Genomic DNA, 22,864 nt, shown 5'->3' on the forward strand with positions numbered 1-22,864 from the left:
ATAGCGTCCTGATCCGAAACGAGAGCCGGCGAGCCGAGCGGCAGGAGCGCGATGACCGGGATCACCGACGACACCGACCGATGGCTGCGGCGCTTCCGCCCTTCGCCGGACGCCACCGCGCGGCTGGCCTGCTTCCCGTACGCCGGTGGCGCGGCCCCGTACTTCGTCCCGGTCGCGAAGATGCTCGCGCCCTCGATCGACGTGCTCGCGGTGCAGTACCCGGGCAGGCAGGACCGCCGCGGCGAGGACTGCCTGGGCAGCGTCGAGGAGATCGCCGAACAGGTGCTCCCGGGCCTGCGCCGGTGGGCGGACGATTCGCTCGCGCTGTTCGGGCACAGCATGGGCGCCAGCGTCGCCTTCGAGGTGGCCCGCCGGTTGGAGGCCGAAGGCACACCGCCGCGCGCGCTGTTCGTTTCCGGCAGGCCCGCGCCCACCCGCAACCGCGATGAAGGAATCCACTCGCTCGGCGACGACGCTTTCATCGCCGAGCTGCGGAAACTCGGCGCAGCCGCCGCGGCCGCCCTCGCCGACGAGGAGCTGCGGCGGATGGCGATGCCGTCGCTGCGCGCCGACTACCGCGCCGCCGAGACCTACACGTACCGGCCGGGCACCGACCTGACCTGCCCGGTGCACGCCCTGATCGGCGTGGACGACCCGGTGGTCACCGAGGACGAGGCCCAGGATTGGCAGCACCGCACCAGCGGCCCGTTCACGCTGCACAAATACCCCGGCGGCCACTTCTACCTGGACACCGAGACCGATGACGTCCTCGCGCTGCTGCGGCGAACCCTGGAGGTGTGACCGCGGCCGGGTTTCGTCGAGGTCGGAGCTGGACTGATGACGAGCCGAGTGCGAGCGGATTCCCGCCCGGGGAACCCGCTCGCACTCGATCATTTCCAGATGTGTTCCGGGATCGGCGATCAGCGCGCAGCGCCGTTCCGGGAAAGGGGTCGTCGACCCGTCACTTGATTTCGATGGCGTCGATCTTCGCCGGGGTGTTCCGGACGAGCGTCTTGCCCGGGTCGACCTTGAGCACGTCGCCGTTGTGGTCGTAGAGGTACAGCGTGTTGTTGCCCGCGTAGGCCTTGTCGACCCACCAGCCGCCGAAGTCCATCTTCCCGCCGTTCGCGTAGCAGTCGGTGCTGTCCTCGCCGCCGCTGCTGTGCGACCAGATCTGCGAGAAGTTCTCGTCGGGGTTGCACTCCACCTTGTTGATGGCGAAACCGGTCGCGGCCGGTCCGACCATGGTGAACGTGGCGGCCGCGATGATCGCGGCGGCCGCGCCGCGCGCCGTCTTCTTCGTGTTCATGACCATAATTCCTCCTCGGAGAGAATCCAGAACCCATGAGCGCACTTCGCGACTTCTCGAGTGCGTCGTGCAGAACAACAGTCTCAGCGGGCGCAGCCGACGGCAATTGTTGAAACGTTTTCCGGGGTCGCTTCTGCACTCTTTTGCATTGCGCGTGTCCGTTGGAGAAAAACCCGCACCAGGTCCGATCGCGTCCCTTCTGCGCAGGTAGGCGGCTTGCTGCGGTCGGCGGAATATGACCAAGCGCCCGATTTTGTTGCGCGTTCACGAGTTCCGGGAATTGAAATCCCGGCGGATCGCGTCGGGGTTCGTGAGTCGTGTTCAGGCGTCGAAGCGGCCGGTGCGAGTCGGTTCGCCGGAGGAAAACCCCGAGGCCGGCGCGCCGGGCGGTGCGGGCGGGCGCGTCGTGCGGTGGCGGATGGTGCAGTGCCGATCATGGTCGGTTGGAAGAAGGCGCTCGCGCTGCTGGTGGCGGCGTTCGGGATTGCAGCGGTGGGCGTGTACGCGCAGGAAATACTCCCGGACGTCGTGCCGGACGCGGTCCTGTTCTGGACGTACGTGGTGGGAATGACCGCGATCCCCGGTGTGGTCACCTATTTGCGCACTCGGCCGGATTTCGGCGATCGGGGCGTGGCGCTGGCGACCGCGGTGAGCGTCGTGGCAGGGGGTGCGGCCGCGGTTTGCACCTTCGTTTTCGGGCTGTTCGCCTTCCTCGTCGTCGCAGCGCTGCACTTGGTGCTGCGACGGTTCCTCCGGGCCGTTCCGGCCCTCGCCGTGTCGGCGGTCGTCCTGGCCGCGGGACTCGGATACGCGACGCTGGTCACGACGGAATTCCTGAACCGGATGTGATGAACGACGACGAGCCCGGCGCGTCCTGCCGCCGGGCTCGTCGTCGAGTGATCCTTCAGGCGTCGTAGCGTCCGGTTTTGACGGCGCTGAGGAAGGCGGTCCACTGGGCGGGCGTGGTGGTGAAGTAGCCGGCGGAACGGTTCTTGGTGTCGCGGACTGCGGTGCCGTCGGCCGTTCGGCCGACCTCCACGCAACTCGTCTGCTTGCCCGACCTGCTCGACTTGTGCCACCCGTAGGGGGTTGTGCTCATGCTGTCTTCTCCAATTCGCTGATTCGCCGGTTGATGACCTTCGCGGAATCTTCGGCGGTCATCGCCGACTTCGAGATGCTTTCGATCGCATCCCGGTAGACCTGCACATCAGCGGACTCGTAGAGGAACGCCGAGGCGCTCAAGTGCTCCAAGTGGACGATCGGCGCCGCCTTGGGAAACTCGAAGTAGATGAACATCCCGATGAGCGCGTCGTGCCACGTCGTCAGGTCATGCGGAATGATCTGGACAGTGACGTTCGGGCGCTCAGCCATCGCGGTGATGTGGTGCAGCTGATCGAGCATCACCCCGACACCTCCAACGGACCTCTGCAAGACCGTCTCATCAATAATCGCACGGAAGTTCGGTGCATCGGAACGTCGCGTGAGAACGTCTCGCCTTCCGAGCCGCATCGCGACCCGTGCTTCCACCTCGTGCGGCGGCATCTCCGTCATGACCGCGCGGGCGTAGCCGGAACTCTGCAAGAGTCCTGGGATCGCCAGCGGCGCGACATCGGTGATCCCCGAAGCGGTCCGCTCGAACTCCATCAGGTCCGTCAGCTCGTGGGCGATGCCGAGGGTTCCGGCCGAGCCGGGTTTGAGCCAGTTGCCGTCGCTGCCCTGCTCGCGGGCGAGCTCGGTGAGGCGGTCGCGGTCGGCCTCCGGGGCGCCGAGCACGGTGAGGATCGCGGCCACCTCCTCCGGCGCGGGGCGTCGTTCGCCTAATTCGTTCCTGGCGTAGCGCGAATGATGACCGCCGAGGTGCTGCGACAAGTCGCGGACTGTCATTTGCGCGTTTTTGCGGAATTCGCGCAGCTCGGCGCCGAGGGCGCGATTGCGGGGTGATCCAGCCTGGTCGCGGTTCATGCGACGGAATGGTAATCCCCGGCTGACCTGCGAAGACAACTCACCTGATCGGGTCATTCCCAGCTTGTCGCCGGTCCCATTAAATTCACCGCGACATCTCACCGAGGGTGCGAACGTCGGCGAACAAGAGAGGTGCGGAATGTCCTGCTGGCCGAATCCATCAGCGCGATCCGAATTCGCAGTTTCCGCTAAGCGACTGCCGAGTGCCGCGCGTCCGGAGCCGTGCAGAGCCCGGCCGCGGCGGATGGCGGTGGTTCAGCTATGAACGCCCCGGACTACCCGGTGCGCGTGCGCTACCGCTCGGGCGTGGTCGGCGAGGCCAAGCGGGTGGTGCACATCGCGATGTCGTTGCCCGGCGGGGACTTCCTCGGCTTGTGCGAGTTGCGGCTGGCGGGTGCGGACACCGAGTTGATCTCGGACTTGCTGGGGATGCCGTGCATGGTGTGCACCCGGCTGCTGGCGATGCGCTCGCGGGTGCGGGACTCCGCCGGGTTCGCCGGGCCGCGGGAGGTCGGCGGGTGACCGCGTGGATGACCTCGGAGTGGTGCTCGACGTGGCACGTGGTCGACCGGGGCGCGTGCGGGCGGATCGTGGTCGCCACCTGCGGGCATCCGCTGACCGGCCGGTTGTCGCGCGTCCTGCGCGGACCGTTGCCCGCGGACTCGCGGCAGGTGTGCCAGGCGTGCGTGGCGCTGGTCGGTGCCCGCGCGGCGGACAGCACGCAGGCCGCGGTGTTCGCGACCGCCCTCGGCGCACTGACCGACCGCCGCTCGCTCACCCCGCCTTCCTCCGAGAGTGAACGGACCGTTCGTCCAATCTATTCGGACCAACAGTCCGTTCACTCGGAGACGGTTTTGAGCGAACGGACCGTTTGCCCAATCTATTCGGACGAACAGTCCGTTCACTCGGAGGCTGTGCTCGTCGCAGCTCTCAGTTGAGGAACCGGGTCCGCCGCTGCGCCCCCAGCGGCGGTGGACCGCGCCCCGCCGGTGTCGCTCGCGCCCCCGTAGGCGAGCGCCCCGGCGGGGCAACGGAAACCGGCGCCCGACTCCCTCCCTGCGGGTGCCGGCGGGCCGGGCAACGGACTCCCGAACTCCCCACCGTTGCCCGGCCTCCCCGAAACCGGCCGCGCGGTGTCCCCGTACCGCGCGGCCGTACCGGAAAGCCCGGCCGTACCGGAAAGCACAGCCGCGCCGAAACCCGGGCCGCGAACCCCGGCTGCGAACCCCGGCTGCGAACTCCGGCCAGCACGCACCGCCGGAAAGCACCGCCGGACCGGCCCTACGAGCCGGATTTCGCGGGCAACCTGCCCTCCAGCGACGCCGCCGCCAGCTCCACCCGCGACCGGCAGCCGGTGCGGGCGAACAGCTTGGTCAGATGGCTCTCCACCGTCTTCTCGCTGACCTGCACGGCCATCGCGATCTGCCGGTTGGTGCAGCCGTCGCTGACCAGGTCGATGATGCGGATCTCGGTGCTGGAGAACGGTTCCCGCCTGCTGCGCGAGCGCGGCGGAGCGACCCCGCGCGCCCGCATCAGCTCCTGCGAAGTGGTGCGGGCGACGTGCCAGCCGAGCTGCTTGGCCAGCGCGTAGGCCTCGTGCAACCAGTCCGCCGGATCGTCGGTCAGATCCGCCAGCAGCAAGAACAACCCGCCGCGCGCGGGCAGATCGCCGCGTCGCCGAGCCAGCGCGAGCGCCTGCTCGGCGTGCTCGGGGCTGCGGTAGGTGCGGGCTTGCGCGGTCAGCAGCTGCTCGCGGCTGCTCGCCGAGCACAACTGCGCGTCCAACTCGGCGAGTTCGGCCAGCGCGCGTTCGGCGAACTCGGTCCGGCCCTCCCGGTGCGCCAGCTCGACCAGCCGTCCCAGCAGCCGCTCCAGCCCGGCCGGCGAACCGCGGTCGCGGTATTGCAGGTAGTCCTGCCAGCCCTCGTCGAGCGCTTCGCCGGTCGCGCCTTCCTGGTAGCGCACGCCGAGCCGCACCCACGCCGAGACGTGACCGCCGTCCATCACCCGCGGCGAGCGGTGCAGCCACTCGCTCGCCCGCCGCAGCTCGCCGCGCGCCGAGCAGATCTCGGCGGCCACGGCCCTGGCGAGGTAGCGGGCAGGCGCGCTGCGCTGCGCGGGCAGCTCCGTCTCCATCCGCCTGGCCAGCGACAACGCGGTGTCCCACGCGCCGCCGAGGTAGGCGCGCAGCACCTCCTGGTAGCGCAGCACGCTGCCGCGGCTCGGGCGTCCGTAGTCGTCGCCGAGGATGAGTTCCAACGCGGTCGCGTAGTCGGTCATCGCACCCGCCTCGCGCAACCGCTCCGGATCCGCGACGGCCGGAACCGGAGTCGAACAACGCCGCTGCCACAGCGACCAGGCGTGCTGGAAATCCTCGTGGTGGCCGCAGATCGCGTTCAGCAGCAGCAGCACCTCGCCGAGCTCGATGAACCCGCCGGGCTCGCCGACCTCGTCGGAATCCAGGTTGAACAGGGCGTTGAGCAGCGCGGCGGCCTCGTCCAGCCGACCGTCGAACAACGCCGAGGAGAACCGGCGGATCTCCGCGTCGAACCGGGAACCACCGCCGAACGCGGCGAACATGCCCGCGGGCTCCGGATGCGCGCGCTCGTCGTGCAGCAGCGCCGACAGCCAGCACATCCCGACCGTCACCAGCAGCGTCCGGCGTTCCCGCAGCGCCTCGCCGGTGCCGGAAGCGGCCGGGGCGAGCAGCCCGATGTCCTCGGTCAGCTCGCGGTACTGGCCCAGCGAAGTGCGCAGCCGCAGCAGCGTGCGCAGCAGATCCGGCCAGCGCTCGTCATCGGTGGCCAGCTGGCGCAGCGCCGCGTGGTACCAGGTGGCCGCCCACGACGGGGCGGTGTCGGGGACGCGGTCGGCTTCCTCGATGAGCACCTGCGCGCCGAGCGAGCTGTCGAAATCCGGGCCGGTGCGCACCAAGTGGTAGGCGAGCGTCGGCCGATCCACCGCACCACCCCGCTGCAACTGCGCCAGCATCCGCCGGGCCAGCGCCGCGTGCAGCGACCACGCCCGCTCCGGACCGGCGCGGCGGCGCAGCGTCGCGGCCAGCGCGGGTACCGCGAACCGCACCTCGTCCTGGACGTCGACCACCAGCACACCGCGCGCGACCAGCCGGTCCAGGTCCTGGCCGGACGGTTCCAGCCCGACAGCGGCGGCCGCGGTCAGCATCGGCAGGTCGTCCACCCGCACCCGATCTTGCAGCGCCAGCACGGAAGCCAGCCGTTCGGTGTCGTCGCCGTCCTCGACGACCGCTTGCACCAGGGCGTGCTGCTCCGGCAGCGCCACCGGCTCGGTCAGCGGGGACAGGCAGAAGTGCTCGTCCACCACGGTCAGCCGCCCGCGCTCGCGCAGATCGTGCAGCGTCGACAGCAGCGTGCCCGGATTGCCGAACAGCGGGCCGAGCGCGGTGCGCAGCGCCTCCACCACCGTCTGGTCCAGCTTCGCCCGGCCGTGCGCGGCGCACCAGCGGGTCAGCAGCGCGGTGACGTCCCGGTCGGCCAGCGGCCCGAGCTCCACTACCCGGTCGGCCAGCGAGATCAGCTGCCAGGTGCTGCTGGCGGCGAACGAGTGCGTGCGGGTGGAGAACACGATCGCGCAGCCGACCGCGCGCAGCCGCTGCACCAGCGGGCACAGGGCCACCGACAGCAGCGGGCCGCAGCGGTCCACGTCCTCGATGATGATCACGGTGTGGGCGCGGGCGGCGATGACGCCGAGCGCGCGGGCCAGCTCGTGCACCATCGGCAGCAGCGCGCGCTGCGGCTGCTGGTCCAGCTCGCTGCGCCGCCGCGCGGCCGCGGCCACCGCGTCCAGCAGCTGCGGATCCCAGCCGCGCTCCAAGAACTGCCGCGCGCCGTCGAGCAGCGCGTCGATCGCGGCGCGGCCGTCGCCGTCCGCGGCATCGGCCAGCAGCACGTGGCCGCCGTGGCGCTGCGAGTTCGCCGCGGCCGCCTCCAGCAGCGCGGTCTTGCCTTCCCCCGGCTTGCCGTGCAGCGCCAGCAGCTCCCCCGAGCCGCGGCCGCAGGCAGCACTGATCTCGGCCCACTGCTCGTCCCGGCCGAACACCGGCCCGCTGTCCCGAGCCATTCTTCCTCTCTCCAATCGACTGCTCGCGGCCGGGCGCACCCCACCGCAAGCCTCCCCCTCGCCCTTCCTATTGCCCGGCCGTGCGCGAGCGGTGGTCCGGTGATTGCGCGGACCTAGATCGAGGGACATCCCTCGGCTGGACCACAATGGGGCATTCGGCGCGGCCGGCGTCGACCGGCCCGCGTGCGGACATGGAGCCGTGGCGAGCTTTCCGGGCAACGGACTCAGGAAGGAGTGTGGAGTGGTTCGCGCAGAACGTCGCTTTTCGGCCGAATCTCCCGCTGTGGCCGGTTCCGTCCCGGACGGCCCTGGGCAGTGCCGTGGCTGAGCGCACATCGGCCGAACAGGATCCGGTTGGCGCGCGGCTGGCCGGCCGCGACGACGTGCTCGCCGAAGTGCTCAGAACCGTGCAGGCCAAGGACGTTCCCGTGACGTTGCTGAGCGGTGCCGCCGGCTCCGGGCGCACGGCGGTGCTCGCGGAAGTGCGCGATCGCTGCACCGCCGCCGGTGCGCGAGTGCTGGAGATGCGGGCCACGGAGCCGGACCGCTCGACTCCGTACGGTGCGCTGTACCGGCTGTTGTCGGAAGTGGGCGAACTCGCTCCCGCGGCCGGGGAGGCGCGCGGATCGGTGCTCGCGCTGGTGGCCAAGCTCAGCGCCGCGCCGGACCCGGCCACCTCGCAGCCCATCGCGGCGCAGCTGGCCGGTGCGCTGCACGCGGCGACCCGCAACATGCGGCCGCTGGTGGTGCTGGCCGACGACGCGCAGTGGCTCGACGATGCCACCGCCGCGCTGCTGGAGCCGCTGGTGCAGCGGATGAACGGCAATTCGTTCTCGATCGTGCTGTCCGCTCGGTCCGATGTGGACTCCGGTAGGGGAGTTGCGGCGCTGCGGCGGCTGCGCGCGGCCGGGCTGGTGCGCACGGTGACGCTGCGCCCGCTGACCAGGCTGCACAGCGCCCGGCTGATCGCCCGGACATTGCAGGCGAAACCGGACGCGGAAGTCGTCGACATGCTGCACGGCGCGGCCCGCGGACTGCCCGCGGCGCTGGAGGCGGGCATCGACGCCTACCGGCGCGCCGAGGCGCTGAGCATCGTGGACCGGCACGCCTACCTGGTCTCGCACGAGGAACGTCCTGCGCTGGACGATCGGCATCCGCTGCTGGCTCCGGTGCGCGACGCAGGCGGGCAGTCCTGGGCGGTGGCGCGCGCGATGAGCCTGCTCGCGCCGCTGGGCGAACAGGCGCCGCGGCTGGCCGGAGCGGCCATCGGGCTCGACCCGGAAACCGTGCGGGACGCGCTGGAACGACTCCGCGAGCGTCGCGTGCTGATCCGCTCCGGACGGCGTTGGCGGTTCCGGGTGCCGATGGTCGGCGTTGCGCTGGAAGCCGGGCTCGGACCGTTCGAGCGCCGCAACCTCGCGGCCGCGGCGGTCACCGCGATCTGGGACGGCTCGGCGCAAGCAGAAGACCCTGCTTACTTGCCGGACCGGCTGATCGACGCGGGCGCGCTGGTCGATCCGCAGCGCGCGGGGCGGGAACTGCTCGAAACGGGCGGACAGCGCATCTTCCAGGACACCGCGAACGCCTCGCGCTGGCTGCAAGCGGCCGCGGACAAGCTCGGCGATCCGGCCTCGCGCGCCATGGCGCTGATGGGAAACGCCGCCGCGTGCACCTCGCGCAGCCGCTTGAGCGAGACCGCTGAGAACGCCCGCGACCTGCTCAGCAGGCACGCCGCCGAGCTGGAACCGCAGATGCTGCAGATGTCGGTGCTGTCCTACCTGTCCGTGATCGCCAGCATCAGTGACCACACGGCGCTGCGGCGCATCGCCGAGGCGGAGACACCGATGCCGGGCGGGCGGGCGCAGCAACTCGTGGCGCAGGCGTTCGCGCTGGGCTGGCAGGACCAATGGGTGGCGGGCCGCCGCCTGCTGGACGAGAACCGCGAACTGTGGGCCGGGGCGGAACCGGTGCTGGAAGACCACGTGAACACCTACCGCAGCGGCGTCGCGCTGATGCAGGGCGACACCACCGAGCTGTTCCGGTTCATCGAGGACCCGGCGCTGTGGCGCGGCGGCGACCTGCCGACGCAACGGCTCGAAACGGTCCGCTACGAAGTCAACATGCTGCTCGCGCTGGGCGAGTTGCAGCAGGCGACGGAACTGATGCGGCGCCACGAGCTGCCGCCGTCGCAGCTTTCGGAGATCGGCCGGTTCATCGTCGAGCACAGCCGCGGCGACTGGCTGCACGCGCTGGACATCGCCCGGCGCTACATGGCCGCTCCGGTGCACCGCGTCGAGTCCGTCGGCTGGGCGATGCTGCACATGGGCGCGGCGCAGGTGCACACCGAAGGCGGGATGCTCGCCCGCGCACGGCACATGACCCAGCGGGCCGGGGACGGATCGTTCGCGTACCTGTTCCGGTTCGCCGAAGCGCAGGTCTCGCGCGCCCTCGGCGAGCACGAGGACGCCGATGCCCTGCTGCGCGAAGCCGTGCGCATCTCCGAGGAGACCGGATTCGCAGTCGGCACCGAACTGCTGTGGGCCGAGGTCGCGCTGCGCGCCGAGCTGCGCGAAGACCACGTCGAGGCGCAGGAAGCGTTGGCACGGCTGGAAAAAATGGCGGCACGACTCGGCACCGGCCGCGCCGAGCTGGCACTGCGGCTGACCGAGGCGCGGATGCACGGCGACCTGGCGGCCGCGGACGCTGCGGTGGCGCTGGCCCGCGAGCGCGGGCAGCGCTATGAACAGATCATCACCTTCAGCGGTGTCGCCAAAGCCGGGTTCCACACCGCGAAGCTGCTGCCGGAAGCCTACGAACTGGCGGGTGAACTGGGCTCGCTGCTGCAACGTTCGCGGCTGCGGCGGGCGATGCGCGAGCACGGCGTCCCGGTGCCCGACCGCACCACCGCGACCCGCGAGAACGAGCGGCTGCTGGCGGTGCTGGTGACCGAGGGCCTGACCAACCGGCAACTGGCCACTGTGCTCGGTGCCACGGAGAAGAGCGTGGAAGGGCGGCTCACCCGGATGTTCGCCCGCATCGGCTACCGGTCCAGAGTGGAACTGGCCGCGGCGATGGTCACCGGCGAGTACCCGGGCTGAGCCGGGCATGGCAAGATCAGCCGCAGCGGGCCTCCGGGATGAACCCGCGCTTCACCGCGGGAAGTGAGGGATACCCCGCCAGCAGCCTGTCCCCGCCCGATGCTGCGCGTGGACCGTTGGCGCAACGGTGATACTCCGGCGGTCGGACCCGTAGAAGCGTCACTTCGAGCCACTTGTGCTCGATGGGAGTGGAGATGCAGCAGGCGTCAGCAGGTCAGTCGCGCGGTTCGCTGGTAACCGAGCGGTGCGGTTCGCACGTGCTCGTCCGGCGCCGGGACGAGACCGCGACCGAGCGGGCCTTCTTGGCGCAGCTACCGGCCACCCCGAACGAGCTGTTCGTAGCCGTTTCCCGTGCGGCGCAGCAGGTTCCCGAGCTGCCCGGAGAACTGCCCGCACTGCTCGGGCCGGTGGTGAAGGCCGCGGAGCAGGCTCCGCGCGTGCTGTGGCTCACCGCTCTCGGCGGCCGCGCCGAGCTGGCGGGCCGGCTTTCCCAGCAGCTCGGCATCGACGTGGTGCTGCCGGACGTGCAACCCGCGACGGCGCCCGGCACCGGCGCCTACGCCGGACGTGCCGCGGGTGGCAGCGGCTGGTACCGGTTCCGCGCGAACAACCGGCCCCTGCTGTTCAGCACCCGCTACCCGGTCCCGGGCTGGGAGCGGTCGATGCCCGCCCAGCGGCTGGTGCACGGATCCGCCGCCGTGGAACCGATGCCCGCGGGCGCACTGGTGCACGACGCGCGGAGATCGCCGCAGGCGGCCGCGCAGCTGGCGGCGCGGGTCGCGGTCTCCTCCCGGTTCCCGAAGCTGCTGCTCGGCGGGCAGGTCTCGCCGGAAGCGGTCGGCGGCGTGGTCAAGCAGCTGCCGGAGACCGCGCGGGCGGGGCTCATGCTGGTCCCGCTGGTCGCCGACGCGGGCAGGCACCAGTGGATGGCGGAACTGGCGCTGCGCCTGTCCAGGCCGCTCACCTTCACCGCGGGCGCGGAACTGGCAAACGCGGGCGGCGCCTGCGCGACGGTCCTGCTGGAGGCGTCCGGGCAGCAGCGGTTCCGCCCGTTCGCGACGGTGCTGCGCCAGCCCGCCGGGGCCGGTGACCAGGAAGTGCTCGACATCGCGGAGCCGCCGCCGGGCTGGCGGCGCTACGGGCCGCGCTCCTACCGCCTCGCCGCGGACACCGATGACAGCGGGGTGCTGGCCGATGTGGTGCCGTCCGGGATCGTGCTGCACGGGACCGGGTCGGAGCTGGCCCCGGAAACGGCCGCAAGGGCCGTGCCGTTCAGCCCGGACGAGTGGGTGCTGAACGTGGGCACCGCAGGGGAGGCGGTGGACGATGCGCTGCTCACCGCCGTCGAAGCGCTGCTGAACAAGCTCGACCCGGGGCGGCGTGCGACCGTGCGGCTGCGTGCGCCGGGAAAGCTCGAGCACGACACCGCGGCGCGGCTGCGCAAGATCGGCTCCGCGGCCGGGGTGCGGATGGACCTCCCGGCCGAGACGCCTGCGCAGTCCACTTCGGACGGTTCGGTGGGTAAGCCGGAGGGCAGCACCGTCACCGGGACGGAATCCGGCGGTGGTGCGGCATCCGGTCGTGGCCAGGCCGACAGTGCTCGGTCCGGCGGCGCACCGGCCGGTGATGCGCAGTCGGAACCCGGGCTGTCGGGTTCCGGTGGCCCCCGGCCCGGTGTCGTGCAGCCCGGTGTCGTGCAGCCCGGCTCGGCCGAGTCCCCCGCCGAGCAGTCCGGGCCGGCGCAGCCGGGAACGGCCGCGCGATCGGATTCGGCTCAGCCCGGACCGGCGGGGACCGGCTCCGGGCAGGCGCCGGAATCTGCGCAGTCCGATCCGGCGTCCGCGGCCGGGCAGCCGCCGGGCGGCGCGCAATCCGGCACCGGGCGATCGCCTGCGGCCGAACCGCAGGTGCCCTCGGCCGGTCAGACCCAGGCGCTCGGCAAGCCGGATGCGCAATCGCCGCAGGCGGCGCCGGCTGCGCCCATCGTGACGATGTCCGCCCCGCCGGTCTCGACCGTGTCCGGGGCGCCGTCCCGATCGGATTCCGCTGCGCGGGCAACGCCGCCCGATTCGCCCGAGTCCGCCGAGCAGTCGGAGCCCTCCGAACCGCAGGACCGGGAAACCCCGGAAAATCCGGACGTCACGCCGGAATCGGCGGAGTCCGATTCGGACGGTCCGGACGAGCCGACGAAGCAGAACCGCCCGGTCGGCGAGCCCCCGCAGACCGGTCCGGACGCGCCGACCGAGCAGAACCGTCCGGTCGGCCGGAATCCGCAGGCGGGTCCGGACGTTCCCGCGAGCCCGGTCGGCAGGCCGGGCCCGAACGGCCCGGCGACTCCGAACGGTCCCGCGAGCCCGGTCGGCCCAGCCGGTGCGGACCGCCCGATGAGCCGCAACAGCCCTGTCCGTCCCCACAATCCTCAGTCCCCCAATCCCGGGCATCCGCACAATCCCGCGAACGCCGCCGGTCGCCCGGTTCCGGGCGAGCCGCCGAATCGGGGCGGTTCGGCCAATCCCGCCGGTCCGGCCGCGCCGCAAGGTCCGGGTGCGGCGAACGGCCCGGCCGCGCCCAACGGTCCGGCCGCGCCCAACGGCCCGGCGAACCGGAACAGGCCGCCCGGCCCGAACGTGCCGATCGAGCAGAACCGCCCGATCAACCAGCATCCGCCGAGCGGGCCGAATCCCGTGGCGACTCCGGGTGGTCCGGTCGCCCCGCATGGCCCGGCGCATCGGAACGGTCCGGCGGCGCCGAACAATCCGGGTGTTCCGAACAATCCGGTGGCGTCCCCGAACGCTGCGCCGAACCCGAACGCTGCGCCGAACCCGAACGGCCCGGTGACCCCGAACGGTCGCGCCAACCCGAGCGGCGGCCCGGCGGCTCCGAACGCGCCGACACCGCCGAACCCCGCGGGACATCCGAACGCCCAGCCGAGTCCCAACCCCCGGCCGAACCCGAACGCGCCCGCGCCTCCGGCAGCGCCCGGACCCGCGGGCCCGCGGAACCCGGCGGCTCCGGAAGCCGGACGCGCTGCCGAACCCCAGGTGCCCGGCGTCGTGAGCGGGCCGGGCCAGTCGACCACCGTGCGGCTGGACCCGGTCGGCGGCTCCGAGCAAGCGGCCGAGCAGGCCGCGCCCGTCGAAGAGGCCCCGCCGGATCCGGCTCAGGCGTCGAAGGTCAAGGACCGCAAGAGCACCACCGGCGAGCAGAACCGCTTCGCGGCGGCCGCGGGCGAGGCGTACTCCGACGCGCTGGCGACCGTGAACGCCGCCATGGCGACCTGGCCTTCGCTGCGCCACTCCGACGACTCCGGCGCCAAAGCCGACTACGTCGCGGTGTGCCTGTACCTCGGACTCGGCGACGGCGGGGCGGGCGAACTCAACTCGGCGGTGCGCAGCGGCTCCGCCACCGCGCTGGAAAGCCACCTGCCATGCCTGGTCTCCGGGATGCGGCGGCTGCCGACGCACCGCAGGCCGGTGCTGCGGCAGTGCACCGTGGCGGACTCGGTCGAGGGGCGCTCCGAACCCGGCTCGCTGCTGGTGGAGCCGGGGTTCCTCAGCGCGAGCATGAACCTCGACGTGACCGTGCCCGGTGCGCACGTCGATGTGCTGATCTGGCCGTCCAAGGCGCGCCGCACCTCGGAGCTGGTGTTGAACCGTCCGGTGGACGAGGTCGTGTTCCTCGCGGGCACCCGGTTCAAGACGCTGGCCGTGCGCGAAGCAGCGGAATCCGAGGACGGCATCGACGAGGACGACGGCCCGACGGCCCCGCGGGCCGCGGTGCTGTTCCGCGAACTCGCCCCGGACGAACGTTCCACCGGGTCCGAATTGGACGAACGGGACCGGGCCGCTCTGTCCAAACTGGACCGGGCGCTGGCCAGGCGGCAGCGCGCCTCGCTGCGGCAGGTGGAGGACTCCGACGTGGTCGCCCGGCTCACCAGGTCGATGGTCGTGGCGCCCGAGGAGCACGCCGTGGACGAGCAGTTGGCCACCGCCGGAACTTCGGCGGGGCAGTCGTGACCGGGCGCGCGCAGCGCACCGCCGTCTGCCTGGCGCTGGCGGGAGGACTGCTGCCCGCGGTGGCCGTTCCCGCTGCGGCGCAAGGCGATCCGCCGCCGCTGCCGAACTCGGGGCAGAACTGCATCCAGGCGCCGACGGTGACCTACGAGGGCACTCCGTGGGGCCAGCAGCTGCTGGCACCCGAGCGCATCTGGGACATCACCGAGGGCAAGGGCATCAAGGTCGCCGTGGTGGACACCGGTGTGGATGCGCGGACGCCGCAGCTCGCGGGCAAGGTGCTGCCCGGCGCGGACGTGATGGGCGGCCCGGCGAACGGGCCGGCCGCCGACGACTGCTTCGGGCACGGCACGTTCGTGGCCGGGATCATCGGCGCATCGCCCGCCGAAGGCACCGGGTTCACCGGCGTCGCACCCGGCGTGCAGATCGTGCCGATCCGGGTGGCCACGGGTACCGAGGAGCAGACCGGCAACACCTTCACCCCTGCCGCGCTGGCCCGCGGCATCCGGGCGGCAGTGGATTCCGGCGCCCAGGTGATCAACGTCTCGGCGAGCTCCAACGCGCCGGATCCGCAACTGGCCGATGCGGTGCGCTACGCCGCCGAGCGGGACGTCTCGCTGATCGCCTCCGCCGCGAACGGTGCGCAGAAGGGCGACCCGGTCACTTATCCCGCGTCCTACCCAGGGGTGATCGCGGTGGGGGCGATCGATTCCGCAGGCAACCATGCGGCGTTCTCCCAGACCGGGCCGTACCTGTCGCTGGTGGCGCCGGGCGTGGACGTGGTCAGCACCGGGCCGCACGGGCCGGGGCACTGGCAGGGCAGCGGCACCAGCTACGCGGCGCCGTTCGTGGCGGGCACCGCCGCGCTGGTGCGCGCGTACCACCCCGAGCTGAACGCCGCGCAGGTCAAGCAGCGGCTGGAGATGACGGCCAGCCATCCGGCGACGGCGCTGCCGGACCCGGCGCTGGGCTGGGGGACGGTGAACCCGACCGCCGCGGTCTCCTCGGTGGTGAACGGCGAAGGCGGCGTCGGGCGGACCGTGGTGCCGCCGTCGCCGAAACCGGCTTCGGCGCGGCTGGAAGACGATCTGGGGCCGCGACTGGCGCTGCTCGGTGGCGGTGCTGCCGTGGTGGTGATCCTGGCGCTGGTGCTCGTCTTCCGGCTCGGCGCGGCGGGCAACCGGCGCGGCTGGAGCCCGGCGCGGGTGGTGCGGGTGCGTCCGGACCGTTCCGAAACCGAACCGGACGCCGAGCAGCAGCCGGTCTCCACCCCCAGCGGCTGACCGCCCGCCCGCTGCATTCGGAACCGAGCGAGCGGGCCGCTCACCCGCAACGGGTGGGCGGCCCGCTCACTTCAAAGCACTCCCTAGTCCTTCGACTTCGGGTTGGTGCCCTCGGTCAGCGGGGTTTGGACCAGGCGGACCGAGCGGCGGCGGTTGACGTACTGGGCGCGGCCCGGCAACAAGGTGCGCGGACGCAGGTTGCCCAGGAACATGCCCTCGTCCTTCGGGCAGGACAGCAGCAACCCCGGTGTCCCGAGCTCCCACATCCGCCGGATCACCGGGTTCGACATCGACCGCGCGGCACCGGACGTGCTGCGCGCGATGATCACGTGCACCCCGATGTCCGCGCCGTGCGGGATCAGCGGCATCAGCGGTTCCAGCACCCCGCCGCCGAAACCGCTCTCGGCCAGCTGGAAGTCATCGATGATGACGAACAGCCGGCCGCCCTGCCACCAGTCCCGCTTCGGCAACCGGCTCGGGCTGATCTCCGGCCCGGGGATGCGCTTCTCCAGCCCGACCGCGGCGCCCGCGATGGACTTGCCCAGCGCATCCGCACCGACCGCGTACTCGATCTGGTTCTCCGGCGGGATCGAGTCGTGCAGCTCGCGCTGGAAGTCGCCGAACATCACCCGCGCCTCGCCCGGGCCGTAGGCGGCGGTGATCGAGCGGGCGATGTGCCGCAGGACGCTGGTCTTGCCGGTCTCCGCATCGCCGTAGACCAGCAGGTGCGGGCTGGCGTCGAAGTCGTACCACTGGGTGGACAGGCCGACGTCCTCGATGCCCAGCGGCACCCGGACGACCGCCTGCGGCGTCGGCCGCACCGGGTCGGGCAGGTCGCTCGCCGAGAGCATCGTCGGCAGCATCCGCACCTGCGGAGCCCGCGGCGCGCCCGGCTGGGCCAGCGCCTCGGACAGCTCGGTGGTGGCATCGGCGAGGTCTTCGGTGTCCGACGTCCCGTCGATGCGCGGCAGCGCCGCCAGGAAGTGCAGCTTGTCGGTGGTCAGCCCGCGGCCGGGAATGTTCGGCACGGTCGCGGCCAGCCTGCTGTTGACCTCCGAGTCGACCGGGTCGCCGAGCCGCAGCTCATACCGGGTGCCCAGCACGTCCCGCAGCCACGGCCGCATCTCCGACCAGCGGTTGGTGGCGACCAGCAGGTGGATGCCGAAGCTCAGGCCGCGCGCGGCGAGCTCGGTGAACCGGTCCTCGAGCTCCTCGAAGTCCTGCCGGATCGTGTACCAGCCGTCGACCACCAGGAACACGTCGCCGTACGGGTCGTCCTGGTGGAACCGGCCTTCCCGGCGAGCGCGCCGGTAGCTGGTCATCGAGTCGATGTTGTGCTCGGCGAACAGCGCTTCCCGCCGGGCCAGCAGGTTCGTCATCTCCAGCACGGTGCGGGTGACGCGGTCCTTGTCCAGCCGGTTGGCCATGCTGCCCACGTGCGGCATCTTCGCCAGCGAGCTGAGCGTGCCGCCGAAGTCCAGGCAGTAGAACTGCACTTCAGCGGCGCTGTGCGTGAGCGCCAGCGAGCTGAGCATGGTGCGCAGCATCGTGCTCTTGCCGGTCTGCGGCCCGCCGACCACGGCCACGTTGCCCTTGCTGCCGGACAGGTCCGCTTCGAGCAGTTCGCGGCGCTGCTGCGCAGGCAGGTCCACCAGACCCGCCGGGATCTGCAGGCCCGCCGTCTCCAGGTCGCCGACCGGACGCGGCCCGAGCTCACCGTGGTCGACCAGCGGCGGCAGCAGCTGGTCCAGGGTCGGCGAGGTCTTCAGCGGCGGCAGCCAGACCTGGTGCGCACGGGGACCGATGTCGCGCAGCCGCTCGATCAGCACTTCGAGCATGGACTGCGCGGGCTCGTCGGGTGCCGGCTCCGGTTCCGGCTCCTGCTGCGGTGCCGCGGTCGGTTCGACGTAGCCGGTGCCGAACGACACGACCTGCTGTTCGGCCTTCGCCCGGGTGGTGCGCTGGCGCTTGCTCGACCGGTACGGGCCGGAGACGTAGGCGCCCTTGAACCGCACCAGATTCGTGGTGTCCGGACGCAGGTAGCCGTTGCCGGGGCTGGTCGGCAACTCGTAGGCGTCCGGCACCCCGAGCACGCTGCGGCTCTCCATCGCGGAGAAGGTGCGCAGCCCGATCTTGTAGGACAGGTGCGTCTCGATCTTGTGGATGCGGCCCTCGTCGAGCCGCTGCGAGGCCAGCAGCAGGTGCACCCCGAGGCTCCGGCCGAGCCGGCCGATCATCGCGAACACGTCGACGAACTCGGGTTTGCTGGAGAGCATCTCGCTGAACTCGTCGACCACGATGAACAGCGCGGGCATCGGTTCCAGCTGCGCACCCTGCGCGCGGGCCGCCTCGTAGTCGCGCCGCGAGGCGTAGTTGCCGGAGGCGCGCAGGTGCTCCTGGCGGCGGTTGAGCTCGCCGGTGAGCGCGTCCTGCATCCGGTCGACCAGCTCCAGCTCGTCGGCCAGGTTCGTGATCACCGCCGAGGTGTGCGGCAGCTGGTCGAACCCGAGGAACGCCGCACCGCCCTTGAAGTCGACGAGCACGAAGTTGAGCTCCTCCGAGGAATGCGTGGCTGCCAGCGCCGCCACCAGGGTCCGCAGCAGTTCGCTCTTGCCGGAGCCGGTCGCGCCGATGCACAGCCCGTGCGGGCCCATTCCGTCCTCAGCGGATTCCTTGATGTCCAGTTCCAGCGGAGCACCGCCGCCGCCGATGCCGATCGGCACCCGCAGCCTGCGCTTGGCGGTGGACCGCTCGCGGCGGTACTTGACCGGGTCGAAGGTGCGCACGTCGCCGATCCCGAGCAGTCCGGCCATGTCGTAGTCGCCGGTGAGCGGCTCGTCCGACTCGTTGGACGCTTCTCCGACGCGGTAGCGCGCCATGGTGCGCGCCAGCGCGGAGGAGCCGATGGTGCTGAGCCGGTCCGGTACGCACAACTCGGTGTTGTGCGGCTTGCCGAGCCGGTCGAACGACACGGTGCTGACCAGCTCTTCCTCCACGTCCAGGAACAGCGCGCCCGGTTTCGCCTGCCACGGCAGGGATTCCCCGACGTCGAGCACCACCGCGTTGCGGTAGCCCTCGTCCCCGGCCCGGTGGTCCGGGGGCAGCTGCACCCCGTCGAGGACGATCACCACGAACGGTTCGTTCGCGGTGATCGGAGTGTCCGGTTCGAACCGCGGCCGCGAGGTGAACGCCCCGCCGCCGAGCAGTTCCTCCATCGCCCCGATGGATTCGGCGATCAGCCGCCGCGAACCGGCCGCGTCCCGGCTGTCCGGGGATTGGTTGTGCGGCAACCACTTCAGCCAGTCCCAGGCATCCTGGCGGTCCCCGCTGGCGCACAGCGCGACCTGCACGTCGCCGGGCGCGTGCGCGGTCGCCAGCTGCGCCAGCATCGCCCGCACCAGCCCGCGCACGTGCTGCGCGTCACCGCGGAACCGGATCTGCCCGAACCCGCGCAGGTAAACCGCGATCGGGGAGTGCGACAGCGTCGTGTAGGCGCGCAGGAACCGCCGCAGCGCGTGCGCCGCCAGCGGCTCCAGGTCCTCGACGGGTTTGCTGTCCGGCGGCGTCAGCTTCACCGACGACCGCTGCTTGCCCAGTCCCAGCCGGACTTCGCCGAAGTCGTCGTGCGCCGGGCGCCGCTCCCACAGCCGGTATCCCAGCGCCAGCGACCACAGCGACCGGGGCGACGGGTGGATCCAGCGCGCCGCCTGCTGCTGGGTGGCGAGCGCTTCGCGCACCCGGCGGCGGGTCTGCGACAGGTAGCGGATGTAGTCCCGCCGGTGCCCTTGGAGCTTCTGCTTGTGGGTGACCGAACTCCGCAGCATCTGCGAGACGATCATGCCGACCGCCGAGAGCGCCATCACGCCGCCGCCGATGTAGGCCATCGTGCCGGAACCCGGGCGCACGAACATCATGACCATCGCCAGCGAACTCAGGCCCATCGGCGCGTACATCAGCACGCCGCTGAGCCCACCGTCGGTGGACTCGGGTACTGCGGGCGGCTCCTGGATCTCTATCTCTTCGCTCGGTGCGGTCGGCTTCGGGCGCCGGGACCGCCGAGCGAACAACACCGTGCTCACACACTCTCCCTTTGGTGAAAGAAAACCCCAGACTCGCGGTCCCGGGTGCCGGAGCACCTCGCGTGCGCGCGCGGGCCGCGTACGTTCCTGGCCGGGTCACGGTCTCCAACCCTGGCAGGAAGGACCTCCGGCACCAGATGGCGTTTTCGGAAGAGCAGACTCAGCATCGCACAACCGAGTCCGGGAGGCTACGGTTCGTCCTCGGCAAGCAGGCGACGGACGTGGCGCTGCCCACCGAAGTGCCGCTGGCCGACCTACTACCCGCGGTCCTGCCGCAATTCGGTGCGGAGTGGATCGAGCAGGGCGCCGACCACGAGGGCTGGATCGTCCAGCGCGTCGGCGAGCAAGCCCTGGACGAGGACCGCACGATCGCCGAGCTCGGGCTGCTGGACGGCGAAACCGTCCACTTGCGACCCCGCGCAGGCGAGCTCGCCCCGATCGACTACGACGACCTGGTCGACGGCGTCGGTGAGCAGGTGTCGCGGGGCGCGGGCACCTGGAACCCGGAGCGCACCCGCTGGATGCTGCGCGCCGGCGCATTGTTGTTGCTGCTGCTGGGCTTTCCGCTGCTGATCGGTGCGGCGCCGGTGTTCCCGCAGTTCTCCATCGCCGGTGGCATCACGGTGCTGCTGCTCGGCGCGAGCGCGCTGGTGGCGCGGGGAGCGGCGAATCCGGTGGTCGCCACGTTGCTGGCCGGAGTCGGCGCCGGATATGCCGCGCTCACCGGAATTTCCTTGCTGCTGGCGCTGGATCCGGTGGCCACGCCGGTCGTGATGCTGGCCTGCGGATGCGCCGGCGCGCTGGTCGCGCTGGTCGTCGGCGTGCTCGCGGTGGCCGATTCGGCGCTGCTGTTCACCGGTGCGATCACTTTCGTCACCGCGGTCGGCGGCACCGCGCTGATCGGCTCGACCGCTCCGGTGCAGCCGCACGCGGCGGGCGCGATCGGGCTGCTGCTGACGCTGGTCGCGGCGCTGTTCATCCCGTCGCTGTCGTTCCGGCTCTCCGGATTGTCGCTACCGATGCTGCCCGGCAACAGCAGCGAGCTCGGCGAGGACATCGAGCCGGTGCCGTACCAGCTGGTGGTGGACCGCGGGGCGCTGACCTTCGGCTACTCGAAGGCGCTCTACACCGGACTCGGCGCGGCGCAGACGCTGCTGGTGCTCGCGCCGCTGACCGGTAGCGACGTGTGGACGCTGGTGTTCTTCGCGGTCACCGCGGTGCTGCTGTTCCTGCGCGCGCGGCACCCGGAAGGGGCGGTGCAGCGCTGGTCGCTCATCGTGCCGGGTGGGCTCAGCCTGGTGCTGGTGGTGCTGCTGCTGGCGTTCAGCCAGGAGTCGCTGCTGCGGCTGGTCGCGTTCTGGCTGCCGGTGCTGCTGGTCGGCACGCTGATGCTGGTGTTCGGTGAGTTCCTGCCCGGGCGGCGGCTGCGCCCGTACTGGGGCAGGGCCGCGGACATCTTCGAGACGCTGACCGCGGTGGCGGCGCTGCCACTGCTGCTCCAGGTGCTCAACGTCTTCTCGATGATGCGGGGGCTCGCGGGCTGATGCAGTCGCGCAGGGATCAGGTCCAGGCATACTTCTTCGTCGTCGGGCGGCTGGTTTCGGCCGTGACGCACGGCAAACCGGACGCGCTGGAGATGCCGAACAAGCGGATCCGCAACGGCATCGTGTTCGGGGTGCTGGTGAGCGTCCTGCTGATGGCGATCTTCGGCATCCTCGGACTGTTCAAGCCCGGCAAGAGCACGGCCTGGCAGCAGGACGGCTCGATCGTGGTGAACAAGGACAGCGGCGCGCAGTTCGTCTACCTCGGCGGCCAGCTGCGCCCGGTGCTGAACTACTCATCGGCCCGGCTGGCCGCGGGCGACTCCGGCGGCACGGTGCAGTCGGTTTCGCAGCAGTCGCTGGAGGGAACCCCAGTCGGCCAGCCGATCGGCATTCCCGGCGCGCCGGACTCGATCCCGACCGCGCAGACCCTGGAAACCGGGCCGTGGACGGTATGCGTGCAGCCGGGCGCGGCGCGCCCGAAGCCCACCGATCCGGTGGTGACGCTGAAGTTCGGCAACCGGCCAGGGAAGTCCACATCGGACGGGCAGGGGCTGCTGGTGAGCACCCCGGACAACGCCGTGCACCTGGTGTGGAACGGCAAGCGCTACAAGGTCCCGGATCAGCGGACGCTGGACGCGCTGCCCTATGGCAACGTCACCCCGTTGCAGGTCTCGACGGCCTGGCTGGATCCGATTCCCGCCGGGCGCGACCTCGCGCTGCCCGCGATCGAGGGCGCGGGCTCGCCGGGACCGGTGATCGACGGCAAGCCGAGCAAGGTCGGGCAGGTCTACGAGGTGCGCAACCCGGCGACCGAATCCGACCAGTTCTACCTGGTGCGCGAGGACGGCAAGACGGCGCTGAACCGGACCAGCGCCGCGCTGGCCCTGGCGTCCCCGGCGGTGCAGTCCGCCTACCCGGGCGGGCAGGTGAGCGTGCTCCAGGCCGGTCCCACGGCGCTGACGAGCGTGCCCGATTCGGGCGGTCCGGACCTGGTCGGCGGTTTTCCGCCGGTGCCGCCGCAAGCCGTGGTGCCGCCCCCGGATGCGCAGCCCTGCGCCCGTTACTCCCCGTCCGGCACCGGGGATCTGAAGGTGACCGTGGAGATGCAGTCCACATCGGAGGTCGACGCGGGTTCAGTGGCGCTGGCCGAGCACGTTTCCGGGTCGATGGCGGACAAGATCTCGCTACCCGCGGGACGCGGTGTGCTGGCCAAGAGCCTGCCCGCACCCGGGGCGCAGCCGGGCGCTGCCTTCCTGATCACCGATACCGGGACGAAATACCCGCTCGCCGACGACAAGGTGGTGGAAGGACTCGGTTACTCGCCGACTTCAGCCGTGCAAATTCCGGATGAATTGCTGGACTTGTTGCCTGCGGGTCCGATGCTGACCAGCTCCGGTGCGGTCCAGGTCCAGACGCCGCAGCCGAATGAGCAGCCCTGACCCGTGCCGGAACTCGTCCGAAGCGGTCCCGAGGGAAGT

14 protein-coding genes are annotated in these 22,864 nt (G+C 71.5%); 9 read left to right on the forward strand and 5 right to left on the reverse strand.

The genetic code is table 11. From position 1 onward, the window contains the following. The first annotated feature begins 51 nt into the window (after positions 1 to 51). Entirely contained in the window at positions 52 to 801 is a 750-nt protein-coding gene (locus INP57_RS03760; RefSeq protein WP_200068546.1) for a thioesterase II family protein, read from the forward strand. A gap of 160 nt (positions 802 to 961) precedes the next feature. Here the strand turns inward: INP57_RS03760 and INP57_RS03765 are convergent, their stop codons facing one another. Next, entirely contained in the window at positions 962 to 1,309 is a 348-nt protein-coding gene (locus INP57_RS03765) for a beta/gamma crystallin domain-containing protein (protein ID WP_200068547.1), read from the reverse strand. A gap of 435 nt (positions 1,310 to 1,744) precedes the next feature. On the opposite strand from INP57_RS03765, the gene INP57_RS03770 reads away from it, so the two are divergent. Further along, positions 1,745 to 2,158, forward strand: coding sequence for a hypothetical protein (locus INP57_RS03770; RefSeq protein ID WP_200068548.1), 414 nt, complete (start codon positions 1,745 to 1,747; stop codon positions 2,156 to 2,158). A 55-nt stretch (positions 2,159 to 2,213) separates the two neighbouring features. Here the strand turns inward: INP57_RS03770 and INP57_RS03775 are convergent, their stop codons facing one another. Next, positions 2,214 to 2,408 (reverse strand): DUF397 domain-containing protein, encoded by a 195-nt coding sequence (locus INP57_RS03775; RefSeq protein WP_200068549.1) that lies wholly within the window; start codon positions 2,406 to 2,408, stop codon positions 2,214 to 2,216. Beyond that, positions 2,405 to 3,271, reverse strand: a complete 867-nt coding sequence (locus INP57_RS03780) for a helix-turn-helix domain-containing protein (RefSeq protein WP_200068550.1) — start codon at positions 3,269 to 3,271, stop codon at positions 2,405 to 2,407. The genes INP57_RS03775 and INP57_RS03780 overlap by 4 nt, the downstream gene beginning before the upstream one ends. Before the next feature lie 261 nt (positions 3,272 to 3,532). Between INP57_RS03780 and INP57_RS03785 the strand changes: the two genes are divergently transcribed. Together INP57_RS03785 and INP57_RS03790 are read left to right on the forward strand one after the other, a co-directional pair. Continuing rightward, positions 3,533 to 3,793, forward strand: coding sequence for a hypothetical protein (locus INP57_RS03785; protein WP_200068551.1), 261 nt, complete (start codon positions 3,533 to 3,535; stop codon positions 3,791 to 3,793). Beyond that, a complete protein-coding gene (locus INP57_RS03790; RefSeq protein WP_200068552.1) occupies positions 3,790 to 4,209 on the forward strand; it encodes a hypothetical protein in 420 nt (139 codons plus the stop codon). The genes INP57_RS03785 and INP57_RS03790 overlap by 4 nt, the downstream gene beginning before the upstream one ends. A gap of 343 nt (positions 4,210 to 4,552) precedes the next feature. Here the strand turns inward: INP57_RS03790 and INP57_RS03795 are convergent, their stop codons facing one another. Further along, on the reverse strand, positions 4,553 to 7,369 hold the full coding sequence (locus INP57_RS03795; RefSeq protein WP_200068553.1) for a LuxR C-terminal-related transcriptional regulator: 2,817 nt from the start codon (positions 7,367 to 7,369) through the stop codon (positions 4,553 to 4,555). Between the two features lie 320 nt (positions 7,370 to 7,689). Between INP57_RS03795 and INP57_RS03800 the strand changes: the two genes are divergently transcribed. From INP57_RS03800 to mycP, 3 genes are all read left to right on the forward strand, one after another. After that, positions 7,690 to 10,467, forward strand: coding sequence for an AAA family ATPase (locus INP57_RS03800; RefSeq protein WP_200068554.1), 2,778 nt, complete (start codon positions 7,690 to 7,692; stop codon positions 10,465 to 10,467). Positions 10,468 to 10,661: 194 nt separating this feature from the next. Beyond that, on the forward strand, positions 10,662 to 14,483 hold the full coding sequence (locus INP57_RS03805) for a hypothetical protein (RefSeq protein ID WP_200068555.1): 3,822 nt from the start codon (positions 10,662 to 10,664) through the stop codon (positions 14,481 to 14,483). Continuing rightward, positions 14,480 to 15,763, forward strand: coding sequence for a type VII secretion-associated serine protease mycosin (gene mycP / locus INP57_RS03810; RefSeq protein ID WP_307849888.1), 1,284 nt, complete (start codon positions 14,480 to 14,482; stop codon positions 15,761 to 15,763). Before INP57_RS03805 ends, mycP begins: the two co-directional genes overlap by 4 nt. 83 nt (positions 15,764 to 15,846) lie before the next feature. Here the strand turns inward: mycP and eccCa are convergent, their stop codons facing one another. Continuing rightward, a complete protein-coding gene (gene eccCa / locus INP57_RS03815; RefSeq protein ID WP_200068556.1) occupies positions 15,847 to 19,842 on the reverse strand; it encodes a type VII secretion protein EccCa in 3,996 nt (1,331 codons plus the stop codon). A 137-nt stretch (positions 19,843 to 19,979) separates the two neighbouring features. Between eccCa and eccD the strand changes: the two genes are divergently transcribed. Together eccD and eccB are read left to right on the forward strand one after the other, a co-directional pair. Further along, positions 19,980 to 21,386: a type VII secretion integral membrane protein EccD gene (gene eccD / locus INP57_RS03820; RefSeq protein ID WP_200068557.1), complete on the forward strand. Its 1,407-nt coding sequence runs from the start codon at positions 19,980 to 19,982 to the stop codon at positions 21,384 to 21,386. Further along, complete coding sequence (gene eccB / locus INP57_RS03825; protein ID WP_200068558.1) at positions 21,386 to 22,825, forward strand: type VII secretion protein EccB; 1,440 nt, start codon at positions 21,386 to 21,388, stop codon at positions 22,823 to 22,825. The genes eccD and eccB overlap by 1 nt, the downstream gene beginning before the upstream one ends. Positions 22,826 to 22,864: the final 39 nt, after the last annotated feature.

The organism is Saccharopolyspora galaxeae (genome assembly GCF_016526145.1).
Taxonomy (GTDB): Bacteria; Actinomycetota; Actinomycetes; order Mycobacteriales; family Pseudonocardiaceae; genus Saccharopolyspora_C; species Saccharopolyspora_C galaxeae.